This window comes from Pyxidicoccus fallax (genome assembly GCF_012933655.1).
In the GTDB taxonomy this organism is placed as follows: Bacteria; Myxococcota; Myxococcia; order Myxococcales; family Myxococcaceae; genus Myxococcus; species Myxococcus fallax.
This window is the reverse complement of sequence record NZ_JABBJJ010000669.1, coordinates 1-1,994: the sequence shown is the minus strand read 5'-3', so window position 1 is coordinate 1,994 and position 1,994 is coordinate 1. Positions and strand designations below refer to the sequence as shown.

Below are 1,994 nucleotides of genomic sequence, written 5' to 3'. Positions count from 1 at the left end.
ATCCTCGACAGCCTCCCGCAGCTCTACCGCGGCCTCCTCCCCGACTTCTTCCGCCAGGACGTCCCCGAGGAGACCAAGGCCACCTGCGCCTCCTGCGCCATGTGCAAGGAGAACGCCCCGGGCGCCGTCGACGCCGTGGACGGCGTCAGCCGCTTCTTCCGCGCCGACACCAAGTGCTGCACCTACTCGCCGCGCCTGCCCAACTACCTCGTGGGCGCCCTGCTCTCCGACGACCGCCCGGAACTCGCCGAGGGGCGCCGCCGCATGGAGGAGAAGATCGCCAGCCGCATCGGCGTGACGCCGCAGTGGGTGAAGCCCCCGGCCAAGTTCCACTTCCTCTACAAGAACGGCCACCAGTTCTTCGGCCGCGCCGCGTCGCTGCGCTGCCCCTACTTCGCCCTGGAGTCCGGCGGCTGCACCATCTGGCCCTACCGCGAGGCCGTCTGCTCCACCTTCTTCTGCAAGTACGTGGCGGGCGCCGACGGCCGCAAGTTCTGGATGTCCCTCAAGACGTACCTCACCCTCGCCGAAATCCAGCTGTCGCGCTGGACGGCGCTCCAGCTGCTTCCCGACTACGTCCTCTCCGGGAAGGACCGCGCCGAGACGCAACCCGCGCCCCTGGCCGTGGAGGACCTGGACGACATCGCGCCTCCGGCCAAGGCGTACGCGGAGCTGTGGAAGGAGCACGCCGGCCGCGAGGCCGACTACTTCCGCGCCTGCTACCGGCTCGTGCGCGAGCTGCCCGCGGACGGGCTGGAGAAGCTGCTCGGCCTGGACGGCACCATCGAGCTGAAGACGCTGGAGAAGCTGCGCGACACCGCCGTGTCCCCGAAGCTGCCACGCACGCTCAAGTTCAACCCCGACGCCACCGTCCAGTGGATGCCGGACGGCAGCGTGGCCCTCGGCGCGTACAGCGACTACGACGCCATCGCCCTGCCCGGCGAGGCCTACGGCCTGCTCGTGGAGTTCACCGGCCGCGAGCCCGTGGAGAAGGTGCGCCAGCACCTGCGCGACGCCCGGCAGGCCGACCTGTCCGAGGACGTGCTGGTGGAGCTGTACCGCCACCGCATCCTCGTGGAGGCCTGAGCGTTCAGGGAGGGCCGGCCAGCGCGCCCAATTCGCGCAGCATGCGGGCGGAGGCGTGCGCCTGGCGCCACGCGGCGACGGTGCCGGACAGGTGCTCCACCAGCCACGCGCAGAAGCCCGGGTCGCCCGCGCCCAGCCACGCGGCGGACTCGGACAGCTCCGCCTCCGCGGCCTCCCACGCCCGGCGGTAGGCGCTCGCGGCGGCCATCACCTCCGACAGCGCGTGGGTGAAGGCGTCCAGCACCGCGCGCAGCTCCAGCGGCGCGCCCGGCTCGCTGGCGCGCGCCTCCCGCAGGCGTCCCACGTGGACCAGCACGCCCTGCTCCAGGGCGGCGGCGGTGCCCAGCCGGGCCTGCGCTCCGCGCAGCAAGAGCTGCAGGTCCTCGCCCAGCTCGCGCAGCAGCTCCTCGTGCGAGCGCGCCTGCGGGCGGCCCAGGCGCGTGCAGACGGCCTCCCAGAGGCTGCTGTAGCCCAGCAGCTCCGCCACGCTCCGGCGCACATGCGGGGGAATGCGGTCCAGGAACTCGATGGCGCTGGCCCGGGCCGCGTTCACCAGGACGCCCGCCTCGGGCCCGCCCTTCGTGAGCTGCAACAGCCGCCACGCCCACTGGAGGGCCCGCTCGGTGGAGCGGAACAGTCCCTCGCAGCCGGCGCTGAGGGTGCCCGCGTGGCTCGCGTCCACCAGCGCGGGGCCGGGAGAGGGCGTGCGCTCATCGTCCTCGGGCTCCTCCCGGGAGGACGCGCGGCGGCTCACGGCGTCGTCCGAGCCACGGCCATCCCCGGAGCCCGAACCGCGTTCCGATGAACCGCTGCCCAGCCACATGACTCGCCTCCCCGAACTCGCTCGCGAGACTCCTGGTATCGCATGCCGTTCCTGGCGCCTCCAAGACCCCCACCCCCTGCCCCAC

2 protein-coding genes are annotated in these 1,994 nt (G+C 73.0%); one reads left to right on the top strand and one right to left on the bottom strand.

All coding sequences use genetic code 11. The annotated features are described in order from the left end of the window. A partial coding sequence (locus tag HG543_RS53330) for a hypothetical protein (RefSeq protein WP_246357953.1) occupies nucleotides 1-1,086 on the top strand: 1,086 nt, incomplete at its 5' end. Between the two features lie 4 nt (nucleotides 1,087-1,090). Here the strand turns inward: HG543_RS53330 and HG543_RS53325 are convergent. After that, nucleotides 1,091-1,909, bottom strand: a complete 819-nt coding sequence (locus HG543_RS53325; protein WP_169352629.1) for a hypothetical protein — start codon at nucleotides 1,907-1,909, stop codon at nucleotides 1,091-1,093. Nucleotides 1,910-1,994 lie beyond the last annotated feature (85 nt).